This window comes from Candidatus Paceibacterota bacterium, assembly GCA_035452965.1.
Classification (GTDB): Bacteria; Verrucomicrobiota; Verrucomicrobiia; order Limisphaerales; family UBA8199; genus UBA8199.
Window position 1 is genome coordinate 103,114 of record DAOTCE010000017.1, and the last position, 7,187, is coordinate 110,300.

Annotated in this window: 6 protein-coding genes and 1 tRNA gene; 3 read left to right on the plus strand and 4 right to left on the minus strand. The window is 63.0% G+C overall.

All coding sequences use genetic code 11. The annotated features are described in order from the left end of the window. Window positions 1-10 precede the first annotated feature (10 nt). Window positions 11-1,717: a uroporphyrinogen-III C-methyltransferase gene (gene cobA / locus P5205_13890; GenBank protein HSA11453.1), complete on the plus strand. Its 1,707-nt coding sequence runs from the start codon at window positions 11-13 to the stop codon at window positions 1,715-1,717. A gap of 169 nt (window positions 1,718-1,886) precedes the next feature. Further along, window positions 1,887-2,717, plus strand: coding sequence for a PAS domain S-box protein (locus P5205_13895; GenBank protein ID HSA11454.1), 831 nt, complete (start codon window positions 1,887-1,889; stop codon window positions 2,715-2,717). A 36-nt stretch (window positions 2,718-2,753) separates the two neighbouring features. Here P5205_13895 and P5205_13900 read toward each other — a convergent pair. The 4 genes from P5205_13900 to P5205_13915 form a co-directional block, all read right to left on the minus strand. After that, window positions 2,754-2,829, minus strand: a tRNA-Ala gene (locus tag P5205_13900). A gap of 84 nt (window positions 2,830-2,913) precedes the next feature. Further along, window positions 2,914-4,098, minus strand: coding sequence for an alpha-L-fucosidase (locus P5205_13905; protein ID HSA11455.1), 1,185 nt, complete (start codon window positions 4,096-4,098; stop codon window positions 2,914-2,916). A 19-nt stretch (window positions 4,099-4,117) separates the two neighbouring features. Next, on the minus strand, window positions 4,118-4,369 hold the full coding sequence (locus tag P5205_13910; GenBank protein ID HSA11456.1) for a hypothetical protein: 252 nt from the start codon (window positions 4,367-4,369) through the stop codon (window positions 4,118-4,120). Between the two features lie 11 nt (window positions 4,370-4,380). Next, window positions 4,381-5,241 (minus strand): alpha/beta hydrolase, encoded by an 861-nt coding sequence (locus tag P5205_13915; protein ID HSA11457.1) that lies wholly within the window; start codon window positions 5,239-5,241, stop codon window positions 4,381-4,383. 137 nt (window positions 5,242-5,378) lie between these two features. Between P5205_13915 and P5205_13920 the strand changes: the two genes are divergently transcribed. Further along, window positions 5,379-6,320 (plus strand): sugar phosphate isomerase/epimerase, encoded by a 942-nt coding sequence (locus tag P5205_13920; GenBank protein HSA11458.1) that lies wholly within the window; start codon window positions 5,379-5,381, stop codon window positions 6,318-6,320. Window positions 6,321-7,187: the final 867 nt, after the last annotated feature.

A 7,187-nucleotide genomic window follows, 5' to 3' on the forward strand; every position in this document is an offset into this window, starting at 1 on the left:
CACAGCGCTGATGAGTAATAGCGGCATCGTTCATCTGGTAGGGGCTGGCCCTGGCGACACCGGGCTGTTCACCCTGCGCGGCAAGGAAGTTCTGGGGCGTGCCGAAGTGGTGATCTACGACGGCCTGGTTAACCGCGAACTCCTGCGCCTCGCTCCGCCCACCGCGGAGATCATTTACGGCGGCAAGCACGATCGCACCCGTTGCGTGTCCCAAGCCGAGCTGAACGCCTTGCTGTTGTCCAGGGCCCTTGAGGGCAAACGCGTCGTGCGCCTCAAAGGCGGCGATCCCTTCATGTTCGGACGTGGCGGCGAGGAAGCGGAAGTGCTGGCCGCGGCAGGCCTTCCGTTCGAAGTGGTCCCTGGCGTCTCCTCCCTCTACTCCGTGCCGGGCTATGCAGGCGTTCCGCTCACGCACCGAGACCGTAGCTCCAGTGTCACCGTCATCACCGGGCACGACGATCCGCGCTCCCCGGCCAACCATGTGGACTGGCCCAGCCTGGCCAAAGCCCGCGGCACCTTGGTGGTGCTGATGGGCTTGAAGAACTTCCCGGTGATCGCCACCACGCTCATCGCGCACGGACGTTCGCCTGATACCTCGGCCGCCGTCATCAGCCGCGGCACCACGACTCGCCAACAGACTGTCGTCGGCACGCTCGCTACCGTGGCCGGACTGGCCGACGAGGCGGGCATCTGCCCACCGGCCGTGATCGTAATTGGCGAGGTGGCCGCTTTGCATGAGCGGCTGAATTGGTTCGAGCAGCGCCCGCTCTTTGGGCGCCGTGTGGCCGTCACCCAGCGCTCTGATCTCGCCCAACCGCTCGTGGCGGCTCTGCGCGAGCACGGCGCGGAGGTGCTGGAAGTTCCCGCCACCCGCTGGATGCCGCATCCCGACCGAGCGAAGCTGGACTGGGCGTTGGCAAACCTTGAGTCCTATGATTGGATCCTGTTCGCCAATCAGGTGGGCGTGGACTTCTTCTTCGAGCGCTTCCTCCAGGTTCACCGTGACCTGCGTCAACTCGGCCCCGCTCTCCTTGGCGCGTATGGCCCCAGAACTGGCCGGAAACTGCGCGAATGGCACCTCCAGCCCGCTGCAATCGCCGCCGACCACAAGACTCCGCTAATCCTCGAAGCCATCACCCGATGCGGCAGCGTGCACGGAAAACGCGTCCTCGTACTGCGCGGCGATGTCGCCAGCGAAAGAGTCCCGGAAGCGCTTGAGGCTCTGGGTGCCGTGGTAGATGTCGTGCCCTGCTACGCAGTCCAGCCGGAGACCGACGACCTCACGGGCGGGGCTGCATCGCTGGCCGAAAGAGGCGCGGACTGGATCATCTTCGCCAGCGGGCTGGCTATTGAACACCTCCACGAGCGCTTGGACCTGCCTGGCTTAGTGGCGCGCTTCCCGGCCATGCGCCTCGCCATCGCCAGCCAAACCGTCCAATGGGCGCTGGACAAACTGGGCCTCGCCCCTTCGGCCATTGCCCAGCCCGACAACGTCGAGGACCTTGTGAACGCAATTATCCGAGCTGGCCTCGAATCGCCCGCAACCCAACCCCGTTCCAATGGGATCCTCTCCGTATCCACACCAGATCCACACCGTATCCACACCGTGGATACAGCCTTGACATCCCCGGTGGAAATCGGCGTAACATGTTGTAATTGTAAGACTTATGCGAGTTCAGCCCCAAAATCGGCCCATTCCCTGCTCCCATCGCTATAACTTGTTGTAAACATTCAACTTACGCCAGTCTTGGAGGTTGTTTGGTCTTTTCCGTGGGTGCCCGGAAACGCTTTCTCCGGGTGATTAAGGGCTGCTTATTTGACTCTTTAACCATGACGGCCTATGGTAAGTTTAGGCTGCCGAACAGGTGCCTGTAGTGAGAGACGATATGATGACTGGGCCGTTGCGAGTCTTGATGGTTGAGGATTCCGCGGACGACACGTTGCTGATCGCCGCCGAACTCCAGCGCGGCGGGCTTGACCCCGTGTTTGAACGCGTGGAGACAGAGGCCGCTCTGCGGACGGCGCTGGAGGCGCACAGTTGGGACCTGATCATTTGCGACTACGCCATGCCTCGGTTTGGAGGCCCGGAGGCCCTGGCAATCTACCGTGAAAAAGCGCCGGACGTTCCATTCATCAGCGTCTCCGGCACCGTCGGCGAGGAAACTGTGGCCGAGATGATGAAGGCCGGGGCGCATGACTACGTCATGAAGAGCAAGCTGGGCCGGTTGGTGCCGGCGGTAAAGCGCGAGCTCCGCGCGGCCCAGGAACGCCGCGAGCGCCGCCAAGCCGAGGCCATCGCCTCCTATCTCGCCGCCATTGTCCAGTCTTGCGACGACGCCATCATCGGCAAGACGCTGGACGGCACCATCGTGAGCTGGAATCAAGGCGCGGAACGCCTCTACGGCTATACCGCGGCGGAAATGCTCGGTCGCCCGATTTCTGCCCTGATTCCCAGCTACCGGCCGGCGGAGCTTCCAGAAATACTGGACTCGGTCAGGCGAGGCGCGGGCGTGGATGGCTTGGAAACCGTGCGCCTCCGCAAAGACGGATCGCCGGTGGAAGTCTCGCTCACCGTATCGCCGATAAGGGACTCCAGCGGCCGGATTGTGGGCGCTTCGACGGTGTCGCGGGACATTACGCGCCGGAAGCAGGCGGAGAACGAGCAACTCGCCCTCATCAAAGACCTGACCGCGGCATTGGCACACGCGCATCCCTGACCAGCGCGGAGCAGCCTGACTGAAGAGGGACAGTGGTGGTGGAGCCGAGGGGATTCGAACCCCTGACCTGCTGATTGCGAACCAGCCGCTCTACCAACTGAGCTACGACCCCATGCCACTCATGTCAGGACAGGGATAGTTCTGCCACAAGAGAATGCCCTGCGCAACAAAGATCGCAGCAAAGGCGGGACGACTACTACAAAGCTTTGGTGTCGGAAGGAAATCCGCTTCGGCGAATCCGCTCGCCGATGGCACGCAGCACACGGGCGTGCTGCGGAGGAATGGAACCGTCGGGCAGCGGACCCGTGTTGAGCAGAAGGTTGGCCCTGGCGGCGCGGGCGGCGGCGAGCTTCGCCCACGCCTCGTCGGTCGTCACATGCCGCTTCTGCTCGTGGTAGCCCCAGCTTCCTTCCTGCAAGGTCGAGCAAATCTCCATCGGCTTGTCGCCGCCGAAGGCGACGGCCTTGTGCTCGGGCGCAAAGAAGTCTTCGGAGCCCAGCAGTCCCTGTTTGTAGGAGACGAGCACCTGCGGCTGCAGGCGATGGATGAGGTCGTAGAGTTCCTGGCAGCGAAACTCGGGCGCATTGCCGGGCTGGCGCGGCGGCTGCGGGCAGGGCGTCTTCGTCTTGTCCGAGAGCGGCGTGCCGATGCCGTCCAGCCAGATGGCGGCGATCGGCCCGTAGTTCGTGAGCAGCTCGGTGATTTGCGCCGTCATGAAGTCCACATACTTCCGCAAGTCGTGCTCCGCTCCGGTCGCGTACGACGGCTCGGGCGGCGCATAGCCAGGCCGGGCACTGCCGCCCCAGCGGTCGTTGTTGGGCGCATGCGGATGCCGCCAGTCCCGGCCATGCGAGTAGTAAAGACACAGGCCGAGACCTTTCTTTTGGCACGCCTCCGCCAGCTCGCCAATCAAGTCGCGCCGGGCGGGGCTGTTGACACTGTTGAAATCCGTTTGCTTCGTGGCAAACAGGCAGAAACTGTCGTGGTGCCGCGTGGTGATGTTGACGTATCGCATCCGGGCCGCCAGCGCCAGGTCGGTGATGGCGCCCGCGTCAAACTTCTCCGCCGTGAACCGGTCCTTGAGCCGGGCGTATTGGGCCACGGGAATCTTCTCGCGGAATTGCAGCCACTCGTGCCGGCTCTCGAGCGAGTAGAGCCCATAATGGAGAAACAACCCGAACCTGGCGTCGCGAAACCACTGGCGGGCCGCGCCCCGCGGATCGCCGCGGTAAAGCCGCTTGTAGCCCTTGAGGTAACTCGGCAAGGGCAGCGCCGGCCCAACCTGCGCCGAGAACAATCCGGCCGGCAGGTGGATCGCCGAGGCTGCGGCGGCGGCCGTGGCGGAGGAGATCAGGAAGGTGCGTCGGGTGCAGGTTTTCAAGGTGAAGTTGGAAGGTGGTTCATTTTGGGGAAGCCAGGGCCTTGATGCGCTCGACCTCCTGGTCCAGCCCCGGCAGCCAGACCTGGCCGGACCGCTGCTGAGCCTGCTGGGCTTGCAGCAGCCACCGCTCTGCTTCGCGGTAGTTGCCCATGTTCCAGTGAGCGGCCCCGATGGCGAACAGGGCGTGCGTGACACCCTCGTTGCGGACGACGGCATACTCCCGAGTCCAAAACCCTTGGGCAAGCGATTGCCGGGTCGGAAGGACAGTCACGTGGAGAGCGACTATCTGGCAAATCCCTGCGCTTGCAGCCAGAAGGCGCAGTCGCGTGTCCAGGGATGCCGCTTCTCCGGCTTCCAATCGCGTGTGCCCAGGCCCAGGCCGTGCGGCCCCTTTTGATAGACGTGCAGGTCGAAGGGAACTCCCGCGCGGCGTAGCGCTTCGGCAAATTGCAGGCTGTTCTCCACGGGCACTCCCTTGTCTTCGTAGGTGTGCCAGATGAAACACGGCGGCGTCTGACTGGTCACCTGGAGTTCGTTGGACAACTCGCGGATCAACTCCGGCGATGGGTCCTTGCCCAAGAGGTTATTCGCCGATCCCCGGTGGCCGAACTCGCCCAGGGAAATAACGGCATAGCACAGAATGCCCAAATCGGGCCGTGAGCTGTGTCGTTCCACGGGGTCGGGAGCGTCGGGTTTGCCCGCGTCGAAATGCGTCAGCAGCGTGGAGGCAAGATGGCCGCCGGCGGACGAGCCCATGATGCCGATGCGCTTGGGGTCCAACCGCCATTCTTCGGCCCGGGCGCGCACGGTGCGCACCGCGCGCGCGGCATCTTGCAGCATCGCCGGATGCCGATAGCCGTCTGTGCCCAGCCGGTATTTCAGGACAAAACCCGCGATGCCGGCTTCATTGAGGAAGCGGGCGTAATCACCGCCTTCATGCGGAGCCAGGTGGCCGTAACCGCCGCCGGGGCAGATCACCACGGCGGCGCCGGTCGCTTTGGCGGCGTCGGGCAGGTGCGGAGTGAGCGTGGGAATATCCTTCTCGGCTTTGCCGAGCGCGCCGGGGGCTCCATCCGGCCAGAGCGGAAACGAATTGGTCGGTTGCGCTTGAGCTGAGGCGAACCATCCTAAAAACGCGGCCATAAGCAGGCGGAACTTCATCCTCCCCAGAATAGCCAAACCGGGAGGAACCTGGCGATGCAAATTATCGCTTGGCAGCAACGCCCGGGAAGGCACAATGCCCGCGTGACAGGCCCGATCCGCCTCCCGTTAACTGCCCAATGAACGCCTTGAATCGCCGTGATTGGCTTAAACTTGCCGGCGCCGCGGCCGTCGGTCTGCCCTTGACTAGCCACGCCGCGCCGGACCTGCGCGCCAAAGCCAGAAAGAACCTCAAACTCGGCGTCTTCATGGGCGTCTATGCCAGCCTGCCGCTGGAGGAGGCGGCGCGCCGCATCGCGGACGACGGGTTCCACGGCGTTGTCTTCGAGTCCGGCTTCGCCGATGTGCGCTTCGATCCCTGGGCGCCAGATTGGGACAAGGCGCGCCTCATTACGCGCACCCTCGCCAGGCACCACATACAAGTGGTTGGGCTCTACGGTTACTACAACGTCGTTGACCCGAACCCGGACCGGCGCAAGCGCGGGGAGGAGCGGATGCAGGTGCTCATTGATAACTGGAAACAGTTGGGCTCCCCGGTGATCACCACGGAGACGGGCACGTTCAACGAGAAGAGCGAGTGGGCGGAATCGCCGGAGAATGCGACCGAGCAAGGTTACCAGGCTTGCCGCGCGGCGCTGGAGAAGCTGGTCCGCGCGGCGAAAAGAACCGGCGCGGTCCTCACGATCGAAACTTACTGGCGAAACGTGATTGACTCGATTGCGCGCGCGGAGCGCATTCTGCGCGATGTGCCGGAACTGAAGCTGACCATGGACCCGTGCAACTACTTCCGCAAGGAGGAGCTGCCCCGCATGGACCCCATGCTCGAGGAGATGTTCCGCGTGCTGGGCAGGAAGATCGTGCTGGCCCATGCCAAGGACGTAAAAGCCTCGGCCAGCGGCACGGACCTGCCGGCAGCCGGCACGGGCGTGCTGAACTACCCGCTCTACCTGCGGTTGCTGGCTGGCCTGAACCGGGAGCTATTCCTGGTCCTCGAGCATCTCACCCTGCCCGACGTGCCGCGCGCCCGCGATTACGTGCTGAGCCAGTTCGCGCTGATCTAGCCCCTCAACAAGCGTGATTTTTTCACGCGCTGTGAATAAAAAGCTCGAAATGCCCTTAAATACTGGTTGAAACGCATGTTGTATCAAGACAGCAACAACCAACAAAAGGCCATTTCGAGTGAATAGAACTTACCGCAAAATACTCCGCAACCGCCAGCAGAGAATCGAGCGCCGGCTCCAGCCCAAAACCTGGGAAAACCAACCTCGCCCCATGCTCAAAGCCAGTAAGATTCATTATGAAATGGCCGAGCGCACCGGGGCGATGAATTGTGGCGGTATCGGCGCCATGCACTTGATGGTGCAGCGACTGGGGTTAGTGGCAAAGCCGTTTAGGGATTCGCATAGATACCGGAGGATGTATAAGAGTGCAAGTGGCGTATTATCAGAGGTTTATCCTTGTACTTTTTTGTGCAGTACCCCATTACGCTGGGGATGCGAAACCATACAATCGTTCCGGCGGCTACCTTCCGGGCTCTGTTCACAGAGTTGATCCCATGACCGTGATCTTGTCCTCGGGCATGGCTGCGCTATGCGGTGGACGCCTCCACGATTTTGATTTCGGCGTCGGTGAGGCCGTAGCCCATGCTCGGTTCGGAGCCACCTGGGCCTTCGTTCTCTGGCTCGGGGTCATCACATAGAGGTTGGCTCAAGGACGGCTGGCTCTTTGTGCAGCCAACGCCGCTAACCCACTCGCCAGTGGACGGGTCGAAGATTATGAAGCGGGAGAGGTCAAAGCCTGGGGGGCAGATGCACAGCGGCACGGTGCTGCCGGTGCCGTCGGCCCGTCAGCCCTGCTTCTGAATCGGGGCACGCGGACATTCCAGACTGCCGGTGTACAGGCAGGGGCCTACTCCTTCGTTGGGTTGC